Source organism: Polaromonas sp. P1_H6, assembly GCF_056405195.1.
In genome coordinates this window covers 114,404-135,088 of the sequence record NZ_JBFUCN010000008.1, presented here as the reverse complement: position 1 = coordinate 135,088, position 20,685 = coordinate 114,404, and the positions used below count along the sequence as shown (strand labels likewise).

Here is a 20,685-nt window from a genome sequence, read left to right as displayed (position 1 = left end):
ATGAAGATCGGTCAAGCCATCATTCGCGTGATCCTATGGCTCTCAGGTGCAGGTGCACTTGCCCTGATTGTCGCCACCGGCTATTACGCCAACGAAGTCAGGGTTGCGAGAGCTGCGACACCGTCTCTGGTTTCCGAAACCTGGAAGCGCTTTGGGGCTCAACTGAAACTTGCTGATTTATCCAAGGAGAGGCAAGCCATGTTGTTGGCGATCGAAGATCCGGCGTTCATTCGGCATCACGGCGTCGATCTTGAAACTCCCGGCGCAGGAATGACGACCATTACCCAAGGTTTGGTCAAGCTCATTTTTTTCCCCGATGGGTTCAAGCAAGGCATCGCCAAAGTTCGCCAAACGTTGATTGCGCAATACGCCTTGGATTCGCTGGTTTCCAAGAATGATCAATTGCAGTTGTTCCTGAATATCTGCTACCTGGGCAACAAGAATGGCCAGCCTGTTCATGGCTATGCGGCCGCCGCGCGGGCATATTTCGGAAAGACCTTTGCGGAACTCACCGACGAAGAGTTCCTGTCGCTCGTGGCAATGCACATAGCTCCCGATAACCTGAAACCTGGGACGCTTGAAAACACGCAACGCGTCCAACGTATTCGCGCATACCTCTCTGGCAAGTATCAGCCCGCGAGCTTGCTGGATGTTGATTACAACGGAAAGCAACACGGAACACTGGCAGAAGAGGCCCTCATGTCATTCTTGCGGCTTGTTACTGACGCAAGGCCAGAAAAACCCTAGCGGCAAACGCCTGACATACCGTGCACCCAATCTCTTATTTGAGAGGGCGTGCCGGGGTAAGCCAGGTCCCAGATCTTTTCTCTTCTCCTCTAAGGCCATAGACCACATGATTCTCTTGCCTCGGTAACTGAACACATCTCGACTCAGGGCACCGTTGTACATTTAGTGCACTAGCCCTGCTTCAATTTCTTGCGACGTGGAGCGACCCATCCACCGGCAACCGGCTCCTTTCACCCTTAGGCCTTTATAGGCGGAGTTACATGAAAAACAATATTCGACAGGTTCTGACGCTCGCAGTCCTTGCCTGTGCACTGGGCAATGCGTCTGGCCAGCCCGCGGCCGCTGCAAATACTGCCCAAAAGTCAAACCAGTTCGTGGTTCAAGCCGAGGTCGCCTACAAAGGCATGCTCGAAGCGGAACGGGCTGGAAACCTCGCGTCCTATCGAAAGTTCAGGTCAAAGGCCGCTGTGAACGAGACCCTTGGGAATCTGCGCAAAGCCGGGACTCCCGAGAGCGAGGCCGGCGCCGCGTTGCAGCGGGTATCAAAGTACTCGACGAGCCTGGACGGCTTTGATTTTGTGAGGGCCGAAGGGCGGGCAAACGTCGGGCGGATCTTCTATCAAAAGCGCTGGAAGTCCAATGGCGAAGAAATGGTCGACTTCTTTGGCTACCTGATGCGGCTCGAGGACAACGCGTGGAAAGTTGATTGTGTTGTGAATTCGACTGGAACAAAGCTCGGCATGGGCAAGTCGCGCAAGATTGAAGAACGAACTATTGATGAACTTGCCGAGCATCAATGCTTGAAGATGAGCTGAGATCCAATCGCCAGGATATGCCGCAGGATTTGCGGCATACGCCAGGTCAGGCATAACAAGAAAAAATTCGTCATGCGTTACACCATCATCCTGTCCACACTGCTTCTTTGCTCCGCCTGCAGCGAAACATCGTCGCAACCTGCTGCCGTCATTCCGCCCGCAGCGCAAGCCGGCACACCCGCTTTGCCCGACACAAAAGAGGCCACCCAGGCGCTCCTTGAGATGCTGGATATGAAAGAGTACAAAAATGCCGAAGCCAAGCTGGGCACCTGCATCCCGGCTGTTGAGGCCAAATACCCAGGGCAAGTCGCTTGCACGGTGGCCTTGAAGATAGGTGCGGGAAGTTCGGAAACCCAAGCCGATTTTTATCGCCGTAGTGGCAAATGGGTAGCCCAGCCGAGCAGCTCGCAGGACAAGCTGCCATTTCCAGACCCCAAGCTTTGAACGCTGTGCCTGCAAAAATCGTTCAACACCGGCAATTCGGCCTGGGATTGAATCACGGCTTTGTCGCGCCTCTCATCTTGAACCCTGGAACACCATGAAAGCTGCACTTTTTATCATCATCGGGTATTTGCTGGCGAGCTTGCTTGCTGCCGCTTTCTCGCTGGTGTTGCAGCCGCCGCACGCGCATTTCCCGGTGCTGGTTGCGCTCGCGTTCTTTCCTCTATACCCGCCGCGGTGGGTGGGCATGGTATTTGACGGGACGGCGACCCCCGTGGAGGCGATGGCACTCGCCTTGTTTGTCTTGGTGATGGGGACGAGCATCTACCTGGCGCTCAAAGCCCAGCGCAAGGCGGCCCAGTGAGCAATCCAGCACTCTTGCGAGCGCTGGAAGTTGCCTTTGCGTTGCTGCTTAAGAACCGAGCGTAGGCCGACCGGTCTTGATCGCGGGAACCTGCTCCAGCGCGGTCAGGAAAGCTGCGTCGGAGATACCGGCCAGCAGTTTGATGCCGGCGCGCAGCAGTTCGCTTTTCTTCGCGGGGCGGGTCAGCCTGGCGGCGCGCTGCTTGAGCTCGTCGAGCACCACATATTCGGCCTTGGGAATGGTGAAGCTGTCGCGCACCAGTTTGGGCTTTTTGGTTTTCTCGGGTTTCGCGGCCTTCACGGGCTTGGCGCTTGCCTGCGGCTTGGCGGCTGGCTTTTTAGCGCCGGCTTTTTTCACCAGGGCTTTCTTGACCGCGCCTTTGCCGGCCGGGGCCTTGGCGGGGGATGCCTTTTTCGGGGCTGGCTTGGCCGCGGTTTTCACGGGAGCCTTGGGGGTTGCTGGAGCCGGTGCAGCGGGTTTCGCAGTTGCTTTTTTGCGGGTTGCCATGGATTGATCCTTTTTCCTGTTGAGTGAGCGGTCGAATAAACCGTATATACAGTTTATACGGTTTGATCAAAAGCGGTCAAGCCGCGGCCAGGCGGCAGCGAAGGGCAGGGCTCAGGGGCCGGGCACGACTAGCGTCCACGGCGTCTTCTGCCAGGCCAGCACTTCTTCTTGTAGCAGGTGGGCCGATTGCGGAAAGGCCTGCGCCCAGCCGGCGCGGCAGTTCAGCACAAAGATGCGGCCGGGCTCGGCGCCGCACTCGAGCTGCAGGCCCTTGAGGTCAGGGTCTCGGCGGGCGTGGCACAGGATGACGGCCAGGCGCAGGCACAGCAGCTGCTGGATGAACACGCGGTCTTCGAAGTTGACCTCGAGCTTGCGCAGCTTGCCGCGGTGGCCCAGCACCAGCAGGCTGATGCGGTGCAGTTCGGGCAGGGCAAAACCCGGCGCGTCGGCATTGTCCAGGATGTAGGCGCCGTGCTTGTGGTAGTCGCTGTGGGAGATCTGGCTGCCGATTTCATGCAGTTGCGCGGCCCACTCGAGCTTGCGCTGGAAGCGCGCGGAATCGGCGGCAGGCAGGCCGGCGCCGGCCATCACGAACAAGTGCCGCGCGACCTTGCTGACGCGCTGGGCCTGCACGGCATCGGCGCTGAATTTGCTGGCCAGGCGCTGCACCGTGGTGGAGCGCAGGTCCGTCAGGTCGTGTTCGCGGTCCACGAGGTCGTAAAGCACGCCGTGGCGCAGGGCGCCTTGGGCGGCTTCCATCTGCGAAATACCGAGCAGGTCGAACACGGCGCGCAGCACGCTGACGCCGCCGCCTATGACGGCGCGCCTGTCGTCCTTCATGCCGTCCAGCTTCAGGCGATCCGCGCTTTGCGCCTTGAGCAGGCGGTCCAGCAGCCAGTCCAGGCCGTCGCGCGTGACGAGGCCCGCGGGCCAGCCCGCGGCCGTCAGCACGTCGCTGACCGCGCCTATGGTACCGGACGACCCATAGGCCGCGTCCCAGGCGCCGGCGCGGTAGGCATTGACGGCTTCGTCGAGCACCGCCTTGGCGGCCACCTCGGCGGTCGTGAAGGCACGCGGGGTGAATTGGCCTTCGGGGAAATACTTCATCGACCACGCCACGCTGCCGACGCGATAAGACTCCATGGTGCGGGCTTCCAGGCCCTTGCCGAGGATCATTTCGGTGGAGCGCCCGCCTATGTCCACCACCAGCCGGCGTTCGTCGGATTGCGGCAACAGGTGCGCCACGCCCTGGTAGATCAGCCGGGCCTCTTCGCGGCCGGGGATGACGTCGATGGGGAAGCCGAGGATCTTGTGGGCGCGCGCGAGGAATTCCTCGCGATTGCGCGCCTCGCGCAAGGTCTGGGTGGCGACCGCGCGGACCTGGTGTTTCTTGAAGCCCGCCAGGCGTTCCCCGAAGCGCGCCAGGCAGTCCCAGCCGCGCTGCATGGCGTCCGGGGTCAGGTTGCGGTCGGCGTCCAGCCCGTTGCCCTGGCGGACGGTTTCCTTGAGGTATTCGGTGCGGTGTATGCGGCCGTGGTCAAAGCGGCCGATTTCGAGGCGAAAGCTGTTGGACCCCAGGTCCACAGCCGCGAGCAGCGTTCCATTTTGCATGCCTGAGTTTAAGGTCTCGGCATGGTGTTCGCGCAGGACCCGCATGAGCATTTCGGGCCGCCTAGCCGATCAGGCGGCCGTCGACCGTCATCATGCTCTGGGTGACGTAGGTGCTGCTGCGGCGCTGGGGGCTGAAGCTCACGCTGAAGCCGCCCATGTTCATGGCGGCGCGGCGCTGGAAAGCGCCCAGGACGTTCTGGCGGTTCAATGCGCCGTCCACTTCGTTGAGCACTTCATAGGTGTAGCGCGCGGCGATGAAACCGGCCAGGCTCAGCGGCGCGGGCGGCTCGTCAAACAGGCGCGCCAGCGTTTCGCGGTAGCTCCTGACAATCGGCAGGCTGGCGTTGACCAGGGGCACGGGCTGGGTGGCGATCACCGGGGTGTTGCGCGCCGCGCCCATCTGCAGCATGGTCTGCAGGTTGACGTCGGCCAGGGCCACGATGTAGCGCTGACGGGACTGCTTTTCGAGGCCCTGGGTGAATTCGGCCAGTTCGGGCGTCCCGCCGACAAAGAGCAGCACGGCGGGCGTGCGGGGCGTGAGCTTCTGCCCCAGCGCGCGCAGGTCGTCGGAGCCCTTGAAGGACTGCAGCTTGAGCGTCAGGGCCGCGGTGATGCGCTCGACGTCGGCGTGGTAGGCGCTGTAGTCCCGGGCCGTGGCGTAAATCGCGCCCAGTTCCTTCAGGCCCATGGTCGAGAGGCTTTTGAGCGCGTAGGCCATCTGTTCCTGGCGTGCCGCAAAAATCGGGAAGGTCTTGTCGTCGATCTCGAGGCTGGAGTTCTGCAGCCAGGGCGCCACGTGGGCCATGGGCAGGCCGCCCTTGTGGGAAAGGTCGACGATCTGGCTGGCCATGAGGTCGCCGACACTGCCGGAAAGGGCCACGCAGGCGGGGTTGTCCCGGACCGAGTCCAGGGCCGTCTTGAGGCTGGCCGGCGTGCCGTCGGTTTCCAGCGTCTGGTGCTCGACGCGGCGTCCGCGAATGCCGCCTTTGGCATTGATGTCCTGCCAGGCGGCGCGCGAGCCGATCAAAAAATCCTTGGAAACGTCTTGTTGCGCTTGCGAAAAGTCCACGACCTGCGCCACGACGAGGCTGCGCGAGGCGGATTTGCTGGGTTGTGCCCACGCGGGCGCGGCAACACCGGCCGCCAGCAGGCCGGCATGTTGCAGCAGGCGGCGGCGGTTGGAGAGAGGTTGGGGCAGGGACATGGCGGGGCTCCTGGCGGTGTGTCCGCCGTCAGGTGTCGGGATGGGGCAGGGGTGAAACTGTCAAGGCCCCTGCTTTCGGGGAAAACCAGGGGCCTGAAGCGAACTGAAGTAAAGGGAAGCAAGGCGCGCGGCCTTGCGGAGGTATCGGTATCAGCGTGCGGGCGGGACCAGGACGGCGTCCACCACGTGCACCACGCCGTTGGTGGCGGAAATGTCGGCGGTCTGGACCATGGCGTCCTCGACGGTGACGAACTCACCGGCCTTGGAGAGCGCCACATTGGCGCCGTTGACGGTCTTGCTGTTGCCGTTCTTGACGTCGGCGGCCATGAGCTTGCCGGGAATCAGGTGGTAGGTCAGGACGGCCTTGAGTTTGGCCGGGTCCCTGGCCAGCTCGTCCATGGTCTTGGCGGGCACTTTGGCGAAAGCCTCGTTGGTGGGGGCGAACACGGTGTAAGGGCCGGTTCCTTTGAGGGTGTCGGTCAGCCCGGCCTTGGCCACCAGGCCGTTGAGCGTGCTCAGCTGGGACTGGGAGGCAATGGTGTCGGCCACAGAGACCGGGGTGGATTGGGTGGCGCAGCCGGCGAGGGCGGCGACTGCGGCGGTGAGGACCAGAAAGCGGCGGTTCAGCATGGGAAGTTCTCCTGATTAATCCTGATAAAGACGAGGCCAAGCGTAGGAGCACCCGGTGACAGATTCGTGACGGAAATTTGAAGCTTTTGTGACGCTCCCCAGGGGCGGATGCCCCCTGGGAGGCTGTCATATTTGTCACAAGCTTGTCACACAAGCTTCCTACAGTCGACGCATCTCCTTAGCAGTCCCAAGCAATCCCAACTATTTCCAACCCAGAGGTGTTCTGATGAACCTGACTTTCAAAGCTTCCCTGACGGCCGCGATGGGCCTTGCCTTCGCCTCTTTTGCGAACCTGGCCAGCGCCCAGGACGTGACCGGCGCCGGCGCCAGCTTCCCGGCCCCCCTGTATTCCAAGTGGGCCGCTGATTACAACAAAGCCACCAGCGTCAAGATCAACTACCAGTCGGTGGGTTCCGGTGCCGGTTTGCGCCAGATTGAAGCCAAGACCGTCGATTTCGGCGCATCCGACGCCCCCCTGAAAGACGAAGAACTGGCCAAAAAAGGCCTGATGCAGTTCCCCACCGTGATCGGCGGCGTGATCCCTGTGGTGAACATCAAGGGCATCACCCCCGGCCAGCTCAAGCTGAGTGGCCAGGTGCTGGGCGACATCTACCTCGGCAAGATCACCAAGTGGACCGACCCGGCCATCAAGGCGCTGAACCCCACGCTGCCCCTGCCTGACGCGGCCATCGCACCGGTTCGCCGCGCCGATGGTTCCGGCACCAGCTTCATCTTCACGAACTACCTGAGCAAGGTCAACGCCGAGTGGAAGTCCAAAGTGGGCGAGGGCACTGCAGTGAACTGGCCTGTGGGCGCGGGCGGCAAGGGCAATGAAGGCGTGGCGGCATTCGTCGGCCGCCTGCCCAACTCGATCGGCTACGTGGAATACGCCTACGTCAAGCAAAACAAGATGACCTTTGCCCAACTGAAGAACGCGGCCGGCAACTTCGTGTCGCCTGAAGACGGCGCTTTCAAGGCCGCCGCGGCCGGTGCCGAGTGGTCCAAGAGCTTCTACCAGATCCTGACCGAGCAGCCCGGCAAGGATTCGTGGCCCATCACCGGCGCTACCTTCATCCTGATGCAAAAAGTCCAGGACAAGCCCGCCCAGGCCGCCGCTTCGCTCAAGTTCTTTGAGTGGGCCTACAAAAACGGCGACAAGACCGCCGACGACCTGGACTACGTGCCCATGCCCGCGGCAGTGAAGACCATCATCGAAAAAGCCTGGGGCGACATCAAGGATGCATCCGGCAAGACGGTTGCCTATAAATAAGCACGGCCAGCTGATTTCCGCAGTCTTTACAAAACACAGGGGTTTCTCACGTGTCCTCTACACTTCCGGCTAGCCGGGCCGCTTTTGACCACCCGGCCAAAGCGACCGGACGCGACATGACCAATCCTCCCCCCGGCAATGCCGTGCGCAGAAGTCCCCTGGCGGACCGGCTGTTCGGCTGGGCCGCGCAAGGCGCGGCCTGGCTGACGCTGGCCCTGCTGGCCGGCATCCTGGTGTCGCTGGTGATCGGGGCCTGGCCCGCGATCAGCAAATACGGCCTCGGCTTCCTGACCAGCAGCGTCTGGGACCCCGTCAAGGGCGAGTACGGCGGCCTGGTCATGATTTACGGCACCCTCGCGACCTCGCTGATCGCACTGCTCATCGCGGTGCCGGTGAGCTTCGGCATCGCGCTGTTCCTGACGGAGCTGTCGCCCGCATGGCTCAAAAGGCCGCTGGGCACCGCCATCGAACTGCTCGCCGCCGTGCCGTCCATCGTCTATGGCATGTGGGGCTTGCTGGTGTTCGGCCCCATCCTGGCCACCTACGTGCAGCAGCCGTTGCAAAGTCTGTTGACCGGTATTCCCTACCTGGGCGCGCTGGTGTCCGGCCCTCCGGTAGGCATAGGTATTTTGTCGGCCGGCATCATCCTGGCCATCATGATCATTCCCTTCATCGCCTCGGTGATGCGGGATGTGTTCGAGGTCACGCCGGTGCTGCTCAAGGAATCGGCCTACGGCCTGGGTTCCACCACCTGGGAAGTCGTCTCCAAAGTCGTGCTGCCCTACACCAAAGCCGGTGTGGTCGGCGGCATCATGCTGGGACTGGGACGCGCACTGGGCGAGACCATGGCGGTCACCTTTGTCATCGGCAATTTCAACCAGCTCGATTCGTTGAGCCTGTTCCAGGCGGCCAACAGCATCACCTCGGCGCTGGCCAACGAGTTCGCCGAAGCGGGCGAGGGCCTGCACCAGGCCGCGCTGATTTACCTGGGCCTGGTGCTGTTCTTCATCACCTTTGTGGTGCTGTCGCTGTCCAAGCTGCTGCTGGCCCAGCTGCGAAAGAGTGAAGGGGTTAAAACATGAGCGCCGTGATGCAAGAAGACGCACGCCTGGCAAAGTTCGCCCGGCGCAAGCGGGTCAACCGGATCGCACTGGTCCTCTCGCTGGCAGCCATGTCTTTCGGCCTCTTCTGGCTGGCATGGATTCTGTGGGAGACCATACGCCTGGGCGTGGGCGGCCTCTCGCTGGCCACGCTGACGCAGATGACGCCGGCGCCCAATGAAGAGGGCGGTATCGCCAACGCGATTTACGGATCCTTCCTGATGGTGCTGCTGGCCACTTTTGTGGGCACGCCTATCGGCATCATGGCCGGCATCTACCTGGCCGAATACAACACCAAGGGCATGCTGGCGTCGGTGACGCGCTTCGTCAACGACATCCTGCTGTCCGCGCCGTCCATCGTGATCGGCCTGTTCGTCTACACCGTCGTGGTGTCGCAGTTCAAGTCCTATTCGGGCTGGGCCGGCGTCCTGGCGCTCGCGCTGATCGTGATTCCCGTGGTCATCCGCACCACGGAAAACATGCTGCAACTGGTGCCGCCGGGCCTGCGTGAAGCCGCTTACGCCCTGGGCGCGCCCAAGTGGAAGGTCATCACCAGCATCACGCTGCGCGCGGCGCGCGCCGGTGTGACGACCGGCATCCTGCTGGCCGTCGCCCGGATCGCCGGTGAAACGGCGCCGCTGTTGTTCACGGCGCTGAACAACCAGTTCTGGACCTCGGACCTGAACCAGCCCATGGCCAGCCTGCCCGTGACGATCTTCAAGTTCGCGCTGAGCCCTTATGAGAACTGGCAGCAACTGGCATGGGCGGGCGTGTTCCTGATCACCATGGCCGTGCTGGGCCTGAACATCCTGGCGCGCGTGCTGACGCGCGCCAAAAACTGACAGCCACACAACACAACAAGGTCAAAGATGGACACCATCACCGCACAACGCGAGCAATCGAAAATTTCGGTCAAGAACCTCGACTTCTATTACGGCAAGTTCCACGCCCTCAAGGGCATCAACCTGGAAATCCCGGAAAAGAAGGTCACCGCCTTCATCGGCCCCTCGGGCTGCGGCAAGTCCACGCTGCTGCGCATCTTCAACCGCATGTATGAGCTTTACCCCGAGCAGCGCGCCGAAGGCGAGATCATGTTCGACGGCGAGAACCTGCTGACGTCCAAAAAAGACGTGGCGCTGATCCGCTCCAAGGTCGGCATGGTGTTCCAGAAGCCGACGCCGTTCCCGATGTCGATCTACGACAACATCGCCTTTGGCGTGAAGCTGTTTGAAAGCCTGAACGCCTCGGACATGGACGAGCGCGTGGAATGGGCGCTGCGCAAGGCCGCGCTGTGGACCGAAGTCAAGGACAAGCTCAACCAGAGCGGCTCCAGCCTCTCCGGCGGCCAGCAGCAGCGCCTGTGCATTGCCCGCGGCATCGCCATCAAGCCTGAAGTGCTGCTGCTGGACGAGCCCTGCTCGGCGCTGGACCCGATCTCGACCGCCAAGGTGGAAGAGCTGATCGCCGAGTTGAAGAACGAATACACCGTGGTCATCGTGACGCACAACATGCAGCAGGCCGCCCGCTGCAGCGATTACACGGCCTATATGTACCTGGGCGACCTGGTTGAATTCGGCGCCACCGAAGACCTGTTCTTCAAGCCAAAACGTAAAGAAACCGAAGACTACATCACCGGCCGTTTCGGCTGAATACGGATTAGGGAGCACACATGCCTGATAAACACCTATCGACGCAGTTTGACAGCGAACTCAACGGCGTCTCCTCGCGCGTCATGGAACTCGGCGGCCTCGTCGAGTCGCAGATTCGCCTGGCCATCTACGCGCTGTCCCAGTTCAGCGCCGAAAGCGCCAACCAGGTCATCGAAACCGAATCGCGCGTCAATGCGATGGAAATCGACATCGACCGCGAGCTGTCGTCCATCATCGCGCGGCGCCAGCCCACGGCCCGCGACCTGCGCCTGCTGATCGCGATTTCCAAGACCACGGCCAACCTTGAGCGCGCCGGCGACGAAGCCGAGAAGATCGCGCGCATGGTCAAGTCCATCATCGAAAGCGGCTCGGCCCGGGCCCTGCCTTCGTCCGACCTGCGCATCGCGGCGGAGCTGGCTTCCGGCCTGCTGCGCAAGGCGCTGGACGCCTTTGCCCGGCTGGACACCGCGGTGGCGGTTTCCATCCTCAAAGAGGACGACCAGATCGACCAGGAATTCGACGGTTTTGTGCGCAAGCTCATCACCTACATGATGGAAGATCCCCGCACCATCTCGCCGAGCCTGGACCTGCTGTTCGTGGCCAAGGCCATTGAGCGCGTGGGCGACCATGCCAAGAACATCGCGGAGTTCATCATCTACATCGTCAAAGGGGCTGATGTACGGCATACCCCTATGGAACAGATCGAATCCGCCGTAAAGTAAAACCGGAATGAAACACCTGCCACGCATACTGATCGTTGAAGACGAGCCGGCCATCGCCGAGTTGATTGCCGTCAACCTGCGGCATGGCGGCTTCGACCCCGTGGTGGCGGAAGACAGCGTGTCGGCCCAGCGCGAACTCGACGCCGTGCTGCCCGACGCCATCCTGCTCGACTGGATGCTGCCGGGGCAAAGCGGCCTGGCCCTGGCCCGCCACTGGCGCAAGCAGGCGCGCACCAAGAGCATTCCCATCCTGATGCTGACGGCGCGCGGCGACGAACCCGACAAGGTGGCCGGGCTGGATGCCGGCGCCGACGACTACATCACCAAGCCCTTTTCCACCCAGGAACTGCTGGCGCGCATACGCGCCGTGCTGCGCCGCCGCGCGCCCGAGTCGGTGAACGACAGCGTGACGGTGGGCGGGCTGGTCCTGGACGCAGCCACGCACCGCATTTCCTACTTGGGCCAGGAGCTCAAGCTAGGCCCGACGGAGTTCAAGCTGCTGCACTACCTTATGAAGCACGCCGAACGCGTGCACAGCCGCAGCTCCCTGCTGGACAAGGTCTGGGGCGACCACGTCTTCATTGAAGAACGCACCGTCGACGTCCACGTCAAGCGCCTGCGCGAGGCCCTGGGCGCGGCGGGCACCATGGTGGAAACCGTGCGCGGCGCCGGTTACCGGCTGACCGCGATGGCTGCCAACAACCCGGTCGCTGCGGCACAATCCAGCGCATGATCAACCGCTGGATAGTTTTTGCCGCCTGCATGATTGTTGGCGGTGGCTTGGGCTTTTGGGCGCGCACCGTCAATGGCCTGAGCTTCGGGCTGGGCATAGGCCTGGCGGTGGGCGCCATGGTCTGGCTGGTGATCGACAGCTTCTTCATCAACCGTCTGCTGCGCTGGCTGCGCACCGAACAGAACAACGACACCCCGGCCGTGATGGCGGGCAGCGCCCCCAGCATGCCCGGCGTCTGGGGTGAGGTCGCGGACCGGACCCGCCGGCTGCTCAAGAACCGCGACCAGCAATACCAGGAAAGCCAGGCCCGCCTCGACGAATTCCTGGCGGCCATGCAGGCCTCGCCCAGCGGCGTAGTGCTGCTCGATGCGCAGGGCCGCATCGAGTGGTGCAACCAGATGGCCAGCCAGCATTTCGGCTTCGACGCCCAGCGCGACGTGCTGCAGCACATCGCCAACCTGGTGCGCGACCCGGCCTTCAAGGCCTACGTGGCGGCGGGAAACTTCAAGCACGACGTGGTGATTCCGGGCAGCGCCAGCACGCCGGCGCGCCCGGTGAAGCTGTCGGTCCATGTGCACTCCTACGGCAAGGACCGCAAGCTGCTGCTGTCGCGCGACATCACGGCCGTGGAGTTGGCGGAAGCCATGCGCCGCGATTTCGTGGCCAATGTGTCGCATGAGATCCGTACGCCGCTGACGGTGCTGTCCGGCTTCATCGAAACCCTGCAGACCCTGCCGCTCAAGGAACCCGAACGCGCCCGCTACCTGGCGCTGATGTCGCAGCAGTCGCAACGCATGCAGACGCTGGTCAGCGATCTGCTGACCTTGTCTCGCCTGGAAGGCAGCCCTTTCCCGGGCGCCACCGACTGGATGACGCTGGGCGCGCTGCTGGCCCAGTGCGAGCAGGAGGCCAGGGCTTTGTCGGCTGTAATTGCGCCGCAAGGGCACAGGCTGGAATTCGATACCGGCCCGGCGTCGGAAATCGCCGGCGTGCAGACCGAGCTTTACAGCGCCATGTCCAACCTTGTGACCAATGCGGTGCGTTACACCCCCGAGGGCGGCACAGTGCGCGTGAGCTGGACGCTGCTGGAGGACGGCCGTGGTGAATTCAAGGTCAAGGACAGCGGCCCCGGCATCGCACCCGAACACCTGCCGCGCCTGACGGAGCGTTTTTACCGCATAGACCGCAGCCGTTCACGCGAGACCGGCGGCACCGGCCTGGGCCTGGCCATCGTCAAGCACGTGGCGCAGCGCCACGGCGCCGAATTGCAGATTGAAAGTGAGCCGGGACAAGGCTCGTGCTTTTCCATCGTCTTTCCGGCCGCGCGCGTGCGCCGGGTTCAGGTGGCCCAGGCCGTTCAGACCGCCTGAGCCGCCGGCGTCGTCCGCAGGCTGCGCCTGACGGCGTGCCACAGCAAACCGAGGAAACAGGCCGCCACGAGCGCGATAGCTACCGTGCTGGCGGCCCAGAAGCTGGCCGCCGATTGCGTGGCCGGATGGCCGGCGATGCCCTCATAGGCCAGGCGGTAGCCGCCCAGCAAGCCCAGGCCCCACAGCAGCACGCCATAAAGCGCCAGCGGCACGATGGTGATGCGGTAGCAGCGCAGCAAAAATGCGGTCAGCGCCTGCGTCGCGTCAGCCACATGGTAGAAGGCCACCCACACCAGCAACGACGAAGCCAGCGCGACGATCTCGGGGCTGCCCGAGTACCAGCTCGCCAGCAGGGGCCCGGCCATGGAGACAAACGCCGCCAGCGTGAGCGCCGCCACCCCGGTGAGCTTGAGGCCCAGCAGCACCACGCGTTTGGCGTAGTCCGGGCGGCCCGCGCCTATCCAGAAGGACACGCGCGCGCTGCAGGCGATGGCCATCGACAGCGGCATCATGTAGAGCACCGCCGCCACACTCGACGCGATCTGGTGGCTGGCCGATGCGACCGTGCCCAGCCGCGCGATGAACAGGGCCATCAGCGTGAAAGAGGTCACCTCGACCAGGTAGGCCAGCCCGCCCGGGATGCCCAGCCGCGCGAAATTGCCGATCTGCGACCAGTCGGGACGCTCCATGCGTTCCCAGAGGCGGTAAGGCGTATACAGGGGCCGTGTGCGCAGCATCAGCACGGCCAGCACCAGCAGCAGGTAGTTCACGATCAGCGTGGCCCAGGCGCAGCCCACGGCGCCCATGGGCTCCACGCCGGCGCCGCCGGCCACCAGCCAGATCGACAGCGGGATCTTGACCAGCAGGGCGCCGACCTGCAGCCAGGTGACCAGCAGCGGCTTGCCCAGCGCCTGGTTGAAGGTGCTGTAGATGCGAAACAGCAGTGAGGGCGCAAACGCGAAAGCCAGCACCGCCAGGTAGTGCTGGACTTCATCGCGCATCAGCTCGGGCACCTGGGCCCAGCGCAGCAGCGCGCCGGGAAACAGCATCGCGGCCATGCCCGCTGCCACGATGAAGCCGCACAAGTACATGCTTTGCCGCACGGAAGCACCTACGGCTTCATGGCGCCGCGCGCCCAGCATCTCGGACCAGATGGGCAGCAGCGCCTGCACGATACCGATCAGCCCGACATACACACTGATATAGAGGGCCGAGCCCACCGACAGCGCGGCCAGCGCCTGGTCGCTGTAGCGGCCCGCGATCACGGTGTCGGCCACGCCGAAGGCCATGATGGCCAGTTGCCCGACCAGCACCGTGCCCGCGTGCCGGCTGATGACCTTGAGTTCGCTCAAGGCCTGGCTTTGCCGTTGGCGCGGCGGGAAGGGGGCGGTGTTTTGGCCGGGGTGTCCTGGCTGATCCGCTTGTAGAGCAGCACATTCTCGGTCTTGTCGGTGGGCCGGCGCACCGTCGCCTGGAAAGCCCAGTCGGGCAGGTTGACCGTGTTGCTGAGTGTGGGCTGGGCTTCGACGTCGACGATCAGGTAGGGGCAACTGGCCTGCGCGCCGGCTTGGCGCAACTCAAGCTTGCCGTGGTATTGCAGGGCGGCGGCCTGGGCGCTGCCGATGCCGTAGATTTCGACGCAGGCGTTTTTGTCCACCAGGCTGGCGATCTGGCGCGACAGGGGCGCGAAGCTGCGCGCATAGTCGAGCAGCGGCATCCAGAGCGTCATCAGCAGCAGCCAGCACAGGGTGGCGCCGCCGGCCGGCAGCACCAGCGATTTCCAGACGGCCGCGCGTTGTGCCCCGGCGCGCCATTTGACGAGCCAGGTCCAGGCCAGGGTGGCGGCCAGCGCGAAAAGAAAGGCCAGCCAGGAAAAGCTGGGCTCGAAACCGGGCGCGAGTTTGGCCACGTTGGCGGCGGGCTGGCGCGGCACGCCGGTCTGCATGGCGATCCAGACCACCCAGATGATGATGCCGCAGCCGGTGAAAAACAGCAGCGTGAACCAGTCGATCAGCGAAGCCACGCTGCGCTTGAGTGTGGGCAGTGCGAAGGCGGCCAGCGCTGCCAGCGGGGGCAGGCTCAGCAGCAGGCTGCGATCGGAGGCTGTGGTGGTCAGTGTGGCGGCCACAGCCATGGCGGCAAACCACAGCGGCAGGGCGACATGGCGGCTGGCCAGCTGCCGGCGCCAGCGGTAGAGCGTCCACATCGCCAGCGGCCAGGCCGGCCAGGTGAACCACAGCAGCAGGCGCCCCAGGCTGCGCCAGTCCCGCCAGGCGGTGGCGTCGTCAGAGCCGGGCAGGTGGATGCGCCAGCGCCAGAGGTCCAGTCCATAGGCCAGCAGCGAGACACCCAGCGTGATACCAGTGATCAGCAGCACCCAGTGCCAGGACTGTTGTTTGGCCGCAGGGTCTTTCTGGTCGGTGCCCCAGTGCATGTGGATCCATTCGACCAGCGCGCCGCCCGCGCCCAGCAGCAGGGCCAGCGTGGGGGCACCGCTCAGGGTAAGCCCGGCCAAGCCGACCAGCAGGCCGAAGGCCGGCCCGAAGATTTTGGTGGCGCGGCGATAGGGGCTGGCCGCCATGGCGTAGAAGGCCAGGGCCGTGAAGCCCAGTTGCGCCAGCGCCGGCGTGGTTTCGTGGGAGAGCTGTGCCAGGCCCAGGCTGGCAATCAACGCCAGCAGGCCGGCGTCGGCGATCGCCCGGGCGTAGTCCACCGGGCCGGCCTCGCCGCCAAAGGCGAAAGCGACCGGCTGGGCCAGCGGGCTGCGGGCCAGGTAATAAACGGCATACCAGGTGGCCAGCAAGGTCAGCACCAGCAGGCCCACAAACGGCACCCGCACTGCCAGGGCCGGGTCCAGGAAAGGCAGCCATTTGATCGCGATCGCGCCCAGCCAGTAGGGGGCCAGCGCGTCAAATTCGGTGGCCCGGCCCAGCAGCTGCGGCTGCAGCCAGTTGGCCACCGTGGAGGCCAGTTCGCGCATCACGCCGAAGGCGGCGATGTCTTCGTTTTTCCAGGGCCCGCGCCCCAGAAAGCCCGGCAGCACATAGGCCGCGCAGAACAGCAGCAGCGCAAGCCGCGGCAGGCGGCGCACGGCGGACTGGGCAATGATGGCGGGGGAAGGTTTGTTCAAAACGGTTGGGGATCGGCGAAAGGCGAGAGTGGTGGGAGTGGCCGTCAGTCCGGCATCCCGGGCCAGCGCTGATTTTGCGTCAAACCGGGCTGCGAGGCTTTGCAGTTCCGGGCAAATTTTGCCGAAAAAAAAGCAGCCTGAAATTCAGGCTGCTTTTTGCAGGCTGGCGAAAGAATTCGCAGCTTACTTCGCAGCTTCGGGCGCGGCCTCTTTGGCGGCGGCGGTGGTCTTGCCGAAACGGTTGCGGAATTTCTCGACGCGGCCGCCCATGTTGTCCACGGATTTTTGCGTGCCGGTGTAGAAGGGGTGCGATTCGCTGGACGTATCGAGCTTGTACAGGGGCAGTTCGCGGCCGTCATCCATTTTCACCATCTCTTTGGTGTTCACGCAGGAGCGGGTGACGAACTTGAAGTTGTTGGACAGGTCCAGGAAACAAACTTCGCGGTAATTGGGGTGAATGCCTTCTTTCATGATCTTTCCTTGTTCGATGCGGGAGCCACACAAGCCAGTCCTGGGCACTTTCCGCTAAGCCGCACATTATCGCATAAAAGCGGGGGCACCAGCAAGGTGCTGATTTGGCGCCCGGCAAAGGCGTTTTGCCCGGCGCCAGCACCCAGGGCGGCTCCGGGGCTATTCGGTGCTCTGGTAAAACGAGCTGACTGCCGTGAAATCCCCGCCGTTTTGTTCGACATCCACCTGAAATGGCACGCTTTCCCCCGGCGCGATGGCCGGCAGGTTGTCGACCCGCCTGAAACCCGTCAGCCGGCCGTCGCGGTCGCGCAAGCTGATCCAGACCCGCGGCTTGCGCACAATGGCGGTCCCGGCGTTTTTGACGCTCCCTTTGACCTCGACATATTTGTAGCTGAAGCGCTGGCTGAAATTGAGCAGCACGCTGCCGGTTTGCGCGCGCGTTCCTTCGACCTGGACCACCAGGGGCGTGCGTGAGCCCGGCAGTGCGGCCCGGCGCGAAGGCTTCCATTCAACGCGGGTTTGCGTGATCTGGCCGGTTTTTTGGGGTTCCAGCCGGATGGGAAGGCGTTCGCCGGGATACAGGTAGGCGATCTCTTCCATGGAAACGGAGCCGCCAGCTTGGCTGCCGTCGTACTGCGAGATGACACCGCCGGGTGTTATGGCGATCATGTCCTTGCTGCGGTTCACCACCTCGGTCAGGTACAGGGGCCGCTGGATCTGGCTCCGGCCCGCCACAAGCGGCAGCAATTCAAGCTGGCTCAGGTCAAAACGCTCGCTGTCTTCGGCCAGCGGGTCCTCGGTGCTCATCCGCAAGCCGGCGCCAAAAGTCTCGGGTGCGCCGTTGGTGCGTATCACCCGATCGGCGCTGATGACCGGTGTGCGGCTGCTTTCGTCGGTCTTGACGGCATAGCTGATGCGGTAATCCCAGGCGGCAACGGCGGCGGCGCTGCCGCCAAAACGCGGGATACGCACATCCACGGCCGTGCGCTCACCCGGTTTGACTTCGCCGGATTGCGCGTAGCCGCGGCCAAATCCGATGAGGGCCCCGGTGTCGTCGTAGGCCGTCACGAGCACTTCGCACGCCACCAGCGTCACGTCCTTGCGCGTGTTGACGATGCGGCCCGCCAAGCGCAGGTCGCTTTTTCCGTCCTGCACGAGCCGGACGCGCGAAAACGCCAGGCGCGGCCCCTCGACCGAGCGATGGGGAGTGCTCAGGCGCTGCACCTGCAACTCGTGGCGGGTGACTGTTTTGTCGCCCGGAAGATCAACCAGCACCGGTGCGGTTTCGCCCGCGGCGAGCAGGCTCGCGGGCAAGGTTTCGCTGGCGGTGCCGAGCTTGTTGCCGCCTTCGGAATAAAGAACCGCCGTGATACCGGGGCGCTCGAGCGGCTTGCCGGTCTCGTTGCGGGCGATCACCAGCAGCTTGGCTTTTGCTGAGCTGCCGCTTCCGACCAGCACCTGGCGCCCTTCGTCGAGCTTCAGGCCGTCGACGGGAATGGCACTGTCCGGCTTCGGGAGGCTGGCGCGCGAACCGTCGGCGAGTTGTTCCTTCGTGCTGAAATGGTTCAGGGCGGCGAAAAGCAGGCCCAAGACCACGACCACCGCGGCCGTGATCAAACCATATTGAAAGAGTTTCTCGGCCGATATCCTGAGGTTGCGCGACTGCTCTGCCGCCAGGCGTTCGGCTGCGGCGTCCTTGACCTGTTCAAGGACGCGGTCCAAACGGTCGGAAACGCCGTCCTCGATGACCGACCGCGCGCCGCAGTGTTCGCAGACGTATTGGTTCAGACCGGTGCGCCGCAATGCACCGCTACCGCATTCCGAGCATTTCAGCGTTTGGAGAACAGTGGTCATGGCGTGGCCTTGCAAGCCGGAATTGATGAAACGGCCCGCGAACCCGGCAGGCTACTGGCGGGCGCCGGGCGGATGCCGCAATGGCATGCCCCGCGCCAGGCTGTTTAGCCGCCCCGGCGCATCATGTCGAAGAACTCGTGGTTGTTCTTGGTGGCCTTCATGTTCTTGAGCATGAGCTCCATGGACTCGATTTCGTCCATGTTGTACATGAATTGGCGCAAAATCCGCGATTTTTGGAGGATTTCGGGGGCCAGCAGCAGCTCTTCCTTGCGGGTGCCGCTGCGGTTGAGGTGGATGGCCGGGAACACGCGCTTTTCGTAAAGGCGGCGGTCCAGGTGGATTTCGCAGTTGCCGGTGCCCTTGAATTCTTCAAAGATCACCTCGTCCATGCGGGAGCCGGTATCGACCAGGGCCGTGCCGATGATGGTCAGGCTGCCGCCTTCTTCAATGTTGCGGGCTGCGCCGAAAAAGCGCTTGGGGCGCTGCAGCGCGTTGGCGTCCACACCGCCGGTCAGCACCTTGCCGGAGGAGGGCAGCACGTTGTTGTAGGCACGGGCCAGGCGGGTGATGGAATCCAGCAGGATGACAACATCCTTGCCGAGTTCAACCAGGCGCTTGGCGCGCTCGATGACCATTTCGGCCACGTGCACGTGGCGCGCGGCGGGTTCGTCGAAGGTTGAAGAGATCACCTCACCGCGCACGCTGCGCTGCATTTCGGTCACTTCTTCGGGGCGCTCATCCACCAGCAGCACCATCATGACCACTTCGGGGTAGTTGGCGGTGATGGCATGGGCGATGTTCTGCATCATCACGGTCTTGCCGGACTTGGGCGGCGCCACCAGCAGGGCGCGCTGGCCTTTGCCGATGGGCGAGACGATGTCGATGATGCGGCTGGTCAGGTTTTCTTCGCCCTTGATGTCGCGCTCGAGCTTGAACTGCTCGCGCGGAAACAGCGGGGTCAAGTTCTCGAACATGACCTTGTGCTTGTTGTCTTCGGGCAGGCCGTCGTTGACCTTGTCGAGCTTGTTCAGCGCAAAGTAGCGTTCGCCGTCTTTGGGGGTGCGCACTTCGCCTTCGATCATGTCGCCGGTGTGCAAGTTGAAGCGGCGGATCTGGCTGGGGCTGATGTAGATGTCGTCGGTGGACGCGGTGTAGCTCGAATCAGGGGCGCGCAGGAAGCCGAAGCCGTCGGGCAGCACTTCCAGCACGCCGTCGGCCACGATGGTCTCGCCGGTTTTTGCACGCTTTTTGATGATGGCGAACATCAGCTCCTGCTTGCGCATGCGGCCGACGTTTTCGATCTCAAGGGCTTCGGCCTGCTTGAGGACTTCAGACACGTGCAGTGCCTTGAGTTCGTTTAAGTGCATGGAATTACTCCTTGCGGAGTTCATTGATGGAAAACGGGGGAGGTTTGAAAAGAAGCCGCAGAAGATGGCTTACAAACCGGGAACTCGAACCGGGCGGCGAGGGGCCGACCGGTGAATAAAGCACATTATGACAGGAAATTCAGGCGGGAAATCACGGCTGTTTTCCGGTGCCCGGACCCCGGCCGGCGGGGCTGCGCGGATCGGGAAGCGGCCTGGGCCGTGCTTCCCGGTCAGCGCGTCAACGTTCAGGCCAGTTGCTGGTCGATGAACGCGGTCAGCTGGGCCTTGCTCATGGCGCCGACCTTGGTGGCGGCCAGCTGGCCGTCCTTGAACAGCATCAGCGTGGGGATGCCGCGGATGCCGAACTTGGCGGGGATGTCGCGGTTTTCGTCGACGTTCATCTTGGCGATCTGCAGCTTGCCGTCGTAGCCGGTCGCCACTTCGTCAAGAATCGGAGCGATCATCTTGCACGGACCGCACCATTCGGCCCAGTAGTCCACCAGCACGGGTTTGGAGGATTGCAGCACATCGGCTTCGAAGGTGGCATCGGTGGTATGTTTGATCAGTTCGCTCGCCATGGCGGCTCCTTTGTCTGGTTAGGATGGTTACGATACGGTACGGGGCTAAAGTTGCAGTCATTGTGGCAGAAAGCAAGTAGCCGGGTCGGGCGGGCAGGGGCTATCACCCTGATAGCCATCCG

At 63.4% G+C, this 20,685-nt stretch carries 21 protein-coding genes; 11 read left to right on the top strand and 10 right to left on the bottom strand.

Features of this window, described 5'->3' with window-relative positions; all coding sequences use genetic code 11:
- The 4 genes from AC1D1F_RS10205 (at position 1) to AC1D1F_RS10190 (ending at position 2,367) form a co-directional block, all read left to right on the top strand.
- Positions 1-747 carry a transglycosylase domain-containing protein gene (locus AC1D1F_RS10205; RefSeq protein WP_477696168.1) on the top strand — a complete coding sequence of 249 codons (747 nt, stop codon included), beginning with the start codon at positions 1-3 and terminating at the stop codon, positions 745-747.
- Positions 748-1,007: 260 nt separating this feature from the next.
- Positions 1,008-1,562 (top strand): hypothetical protein, encoded by a 555-nt coding sequence (locus AC1D1F_RS10200; RefSeq protein ID WP_477679193.1) that lies wholly within the window; start codon positions 1,008-1,010, stop codon positions 1,560-1,562.
- A gap of 72 nt (positions 1,563-1,634) precedes the next feature.
- On the top strand, positions 1,635-2,006 hold the full coding sequence (locus tag AC1D1F_RS10195; RefSeq protein WP_477696167.1) for a hypothetical protein: 372 nt from the start codon (positions 1,635-1,637) through the stop codon (positions 2,004-2,006).
- 94 nt (positions 2,007-2,100) lie between these two features.
- Complete coding sequence (locus tag AC1D1F_RS10190; protein WP_477679195.1) at positions 2,101-2,367, top strand: hypothetical protein; 267 nt, start codon at positions 2,101-2,103, stop codon at positions 2,365-2,367.
- Between the two features lie 48 nt (positions 2,368-2,415).
- Here AC1D1F_RS10190 and AC1D1F_RS10185 read toward each other — a convergent pair whose 3' ends face one another.
- The 4 genes from AC1D1F_RS10185 to AC1D1F_RS10170 all read right to left on the bottom strand — a co-directional run bounded on the left by AC1D1F_RS10185 (position 2,416) and on the right by AC1D1F_RS10170 (position 6,319).
- Positions 2,416-2,874 (bottom strand): hypothetical protein, encoded by a 459-nt coding sequence (locus AC1D1F_RS10185; RefSeq protein WP_477679196.1) that lies wholly within the window; start codon positions 2,872-2,874, stop codon positions 2,416-2,418.
- 111 nt (positions 2,875-2,985) lie between these two features.
- Entirely contained in the window at positions 2,986-4,485 is a 1,500-nt protein-coding gene (gene ppx, locus AC1D1F_RS10180) for an exopolyphosphatase (RefSeq protein ID WP_477696166.1), read from the bottom strand.
- A 61-nt stretch (positions 4,486-4,546) separates the two neighbouring features.
- The gene (locus AC1D1F_RS10175; protein WP_477677129.1) at positions 4,547-5,689 is read right to left on the bottom strand and encodes an ABC transporter substrate-binding protein; all 1,143 of its coding nucleotides are present in this window, start codon (positions 5,687-5,689) and stop codon (positions 4,547-4,549) included.
- A 150-nt stretch (positions 5,690-5,839) separates the two neighbouring features.
- Positions 5,840-6,319 (bottom strand): fasciclin domain-containing protein, encoded by a 480-nt coding sequence (locus AC1D1F_RS10170; RefSeq protein ID WP_477677130.1) that lies wholly within the window; start codon positions 6,317-6,319, stop codon positions 5,840-5,842.
- Positions 6,320-6,545: 226 nt separating this feature from the next.
- Here AC1D1F_RS10170 and pstS point away from each other — a divergent pair, with 226 nt between their 5' ends.
- The 7 genes from pstS (at position 6,546) to phoR (ending at position 13,163) form a co-directional block, all read left to right on the top strand.
- Positions 6,546-7,589, top strand: coding sequence for a phosphate ABC transporter substrate-binding protein PstS (gene pstS / locus AC1D1F_RS10165; protein WP_477677131.1), 1,044 nt, complete (start codon positions 6,546-6,548; stop codon positions 7,587-7,589).
- Positions 7,590-7,705: 116 nt separating this feature from the next.
- Positions 7,706-8,671, top strand: coding sequence for a phosphate ABC transporter permease subunit PstC (pstC, locus tag AC1D1F_RS10160; RefSeq protein ID WP_477651549.1), 966 nt, complete (start codon positions 7,706-7,708; stop codon positions 8,669-8,671).
- Positions 8,668-9,531, top strand: coding sequence for a phosphate ABC transporter permease PstA (gene pstA / locus AC1D1F_RS10155; protein ID WP_477696164.1), 864 nt, complete (start codon positions 8,668-8,670; stop codon positions 9,529-9,531). Before pstC ends, pstA begins: the two co-directional genes overlap by 4 nt.
- A 27-nt stretch (positions 9,532-9,558) precedes the next feature.
- A complete protein-coding gene (pstB, locus tag AC1D1F_RS10150; RefSeq protein WP_007871927.1) occupies positions 9,559-10,338 on the top strand; it encodes a phosphate ABC transporter ATP-binding protein PstB in 780 nt (259 codons plus the stop codon).
- 20 nt (positions 10,339-10,358) lie between these two features.
- Positions 10,359-11,060 (top strand): phosphate signaling complex protein PhoU, encoded by a 702-nt coding sequence (phoU, locus tag AC1D1F_RS10145; protein WP_411879881.1) that lies wholly within the window; start codon positions 10,359-10,361, stop codon positions 11,058-11,060.
- A 7-nt stretch (positions 11,061-11,067) separates the two neighbouring features.
- The gene (phoB, locus tag AC1D1F_RS10140) at positions 11,068-11,793 is read left to right on the top strand and encodes a phosphate regulon transcriptional regulator PhoB (protein ID WP_431096707.1); all 726 of its coding nucleotides are present in this window, start codon (positions 11,068-11,070) and stop codon (positions 11,791-11,793) included.
- Complete coding sequence (phoR, locus tag AC1D1F_RS10135; protein ID WP_477677134.1) at positions 11,790-13,163, top strand: phosphate regulon sensor histidine kinase PhoR; 1,374 nt, start codon at positions 11,790-11,792, stop codon at positions 13,161-13,163. Before phoB ends, phoR begins: the two co-directional genes overlap by 4 nt.
- On the opposite strand, the gene AC1D1F_RS10130 is transcribed toward phoR, so the two are convergent.
- The 6 genes from AC1D1F_RS10130 to trxA all read right to left on the bottom strand — a co-directional run bounded on the left by AC1D1F_RS10130 (position 13,151) and on the right by trxA (position 20,563).
- Positions 13,151-14,515 (bottom strand): MATE family efflux transporter, encoded by a 1,365-nt coding sequence (locus tag AC1D1F_RS10130; protein WP_477696163.1) that lies wholly within the window; start codon positions 14,513-14,515, stop codon positions 13,151-13,153. The genes phoR and AC1D1F_RS10130 overlap by 13 nt on opposite strands.
- Positions 14,512-16,293: a hypothetical protein gene (locus AC1D1F_RS10125; RefSeq protein WP_477696162.1), complete on the bottom strand. Its 1,782-nt coding sequence runs from the start codon at positions 16,291-16,293 to the stop codon at positions 14,512-14,514. Before AC1D1F_RS10125 ends, AC1D1F_RS10130 begins: the two co-directional genes overlap by 4 nt.
- A gap of 183 nt (positions 16,294-16,476) precedes the next feature.
- Complete coding sequence (locus AC1D1F_RS10120; RefSeq protein ID WP_411879876.1) at positions 16,477-16,764, bottom strand: type B 50S ribosomal protein L31; 288 nt, start codon at positions 16,762-16,764, stop codon at positions 16,477-16,479.
- A 159-nt stretch (positions 16,765-16,923) separates the two neighbouring features.
- Entirely contained in the window at positions 16,924-18,618 is a 1,695-nt protein-coding gene (locus tag AC1D1F_RS10115; RefSeq protein ID WP_477696161.1) for an FxLYD domain-containing protein, read from the bottom strand.
- Between the two features lie 104 nt (positions 18,619-18,722).
- Positions 18,723-19,985 (bottom strand): transcription termination factor Rho, encoded by a 1,263-nt coding sequence (gene rho / locus AC1D1F_RS10110; protein WP_007875125.1) that lies wholly within the window; start codon positions 19,983-19,985, stop codon positions 18,723-18,725.
- A gap of 245 nt (positions 19,986-20,230) precedes the next feature.
- Entirely contained in the window at positions 20,231-20,563 is a 333-nt protein-coding gene (gene trxA, locus AC1D1F_RS10105; protein WP_007875124.1) for a thioredoxin TrxA, read from the bottom strand.
- Between the last annotated feature and the right edge of the window lie 122 nt (positions 20,564-20,685).

Excerpts from the sequence above, each read along its gene's own strand:
- AC1D1F_RS10205 (WP_477696168.1), top strand. The coding sequence starts at position 1 with ATGAAGATCGGTCAAGCCATCATTCGCGTGATCCTATGGCTCTCAGGT.
- AC1D1F_RS10200 (WP_477679193.1), top strand. The coding sequence starts at position 1,008 with ATGAAAAACAATATTCGACAGGTTCTGACGCTCGCAGTCCTTGCCTGT.
- AC1D1F_RS10195 (WP_477696167.1), top strand. The coding sequence starts at position 1,635 with ATGCGTTACACCATCATCCTGTCCACACTGCTTCTTTGCTCCGCCTGC.
- AC1D1F_RS10190 (WP_477679195.1), top strand. The coding sequence starts at position 2,101 with ATGAAAGCTGCACTTTTTATCATCATCGGGTATTTGCTGGCGAGCTTG.
- AC1D1F_RS10185 (WP_477679196.1), bottom strand. The coding sequence starts at position 2,874 with ATGGCAACCCGCAAAAAAGCAACTGCGAAACCCGCTGCACCGGCTCCA.
- ppx (WP_477696166.1), bottom strand. The coding sequence starts at position 4,485 with ATGCAAAATGGAACGCTGCTCGCGGCTGTGGACCTGGGGTCCAACAGC.
- AC1D1F_RS10175 (WP_477677129.1), bottom strand. The coding sequence starts at position 5,689 with ATGTCCCTGCCCCAACCTCTCTCCAACCGCCGCCGCCTGCTGCAACAT.
- AC1D1F_RS10170 (WP_477677130.1), bottom strand. The coding sequence starts at position 6,319 with ATGCTGAACCGCCGCTTTCTGGTCCTCACCGCCGCAGTCGCCGCCCTC.
- pstS (WP_477677131.1), top strand. The coding sequence starts at position 6,546 with ATGAACCTGACTTTCAAAGCTTCCCTGACGGCCGCGATGGGCCTTGCC.
- pstC (WP_477651549.1), top strand. The coding sequence starts at position 7,706 with ATGACCAATCCTCCCCCCGGCAATGCCGTGCGCAGAAGTCCCCTGGCG.
- pstA (WP_477696164.1), top strand. The coding sequence starts at position 8,668 with ATGAGCGCCGTGATGCAAGAAGACGCACGCCTGGCAAAGTTCGCCCGG.
- pstB (WP_007871927.1), top strand. The coding sequence starts at position 9,559 with ATGGACACCATCACCGCACAACGCGAGCAATCGAAAATTTCGGTCAAG.
- phoU (WP_411879881.1), top strand. The coding sequence starts at position 10,359 with ATGCCTGATAAACACCTATCGACGCAGTTTGACAGCGAACTCAACGGC.
- phoB (WP_431096707.1), top strand. The coding sequence starts at position 11,068 with ATGAAACACCTGCCACGCATACTGATCGTTGAAGACGAGCCGGCCATC.
- phoR (WP_477677134.1), top strand. The coding sequence starts at position 11,790 with ATGATCAACCGCTGGATAGTTTTTGCCGCCTGCATGATTGTTGGCGGT.
- AC1D1F_RS10120 (WP_411879876.1), bottom strand. The coding sequence starts at position 16,764 with ATGAAAGAAGGCATTCACCCCAATTACCGCGAAGTTTGTTTCCTGGAC.
- AC1D1F_RS10115 (WP_477696161.1), bottom strand. The coding sequence starts at position 18,618 with ATGACCACTGTTCTCCAAACGCTGAAATGCTCGGAATGCGGTAGCGGT.
- rho (WP_007875125.1), bottom strand. The coding sequence starts at position 19,985 with ATGCACTTAAACGAACTCAAGGCACTGCACGTGTCTGAAGTCCTCAAG.
- trxA (WP_007875124.1), bottom strand. The coding sequence starts at position 20,563 with ATGGCGAGCGAACTGATCAAACATACCACCGATGCCACCTTCGAAGCC.